We start from the raw sequence: 516 nt of genomic DNA on the forward strand, positions 1-516 counted from the left end.
TCGTTAAAGACACGCTGGCGGACATCAGTGTCAATTTCGATGGTTTTGGTGATGAATATTACAACTCTGCAGAGGTGAGTAATGGCGCATTGGTTGGTACGGTGACCAATGTTGAAGATGGCCAGACAATATCAATCACCATCACTGATGCCGATGGTAAGTCAGAAAATTATACCGCGATAGTTTCTGGTGGCGAATGGACCCTGACGGGGCAGAATTACTCAGGTTTTGCTGAAGGCACGCTAACATTAGAAGCAACGGTTATGGACGTTGCCGGTAATACTGCTACTTCTAGCGATATTATCGTCAAAGATACACTGGCGGACATCAGTGTCGATTTTGATGGCTTTGGTGACGAGTATTACAACTCTGCCGAGGTCATCAATGGCGCATTGGTTGGCTCGGTGACCAATGTTGAAGATGGCCAAACAGTGTCAATCACCATCACCGATGTTGATGGTAAGTCAGAAAATTATACAGCGATAGTTTCCGGTGGCGAGTGGACTCTGATTGGTC

1 protein-coding gene is annotated in these 516 nt (G+C 46.3%); it reads left to right on the top strand.

Going from position 1 to position 516, the window contains the following annotated elements; translation table 11 throughout:
- Window positions 1-516 (top strand): Ig-like domain-containing protein (locus OQJ75_RS22460; RefSeq protein ID WP_266067295.1); only part of this gene is annotated, 516 nt, incomplete at both ends.

The sequence above is a fragment of the Vibrio sp. 14G-20 genome (assembly GCF_026241515.1).
Lineage (GTDB): Bacteria > Pseudomonadota > Gammaproteobacteria > Enterobacterales > Vibrionaceae > Vibrio.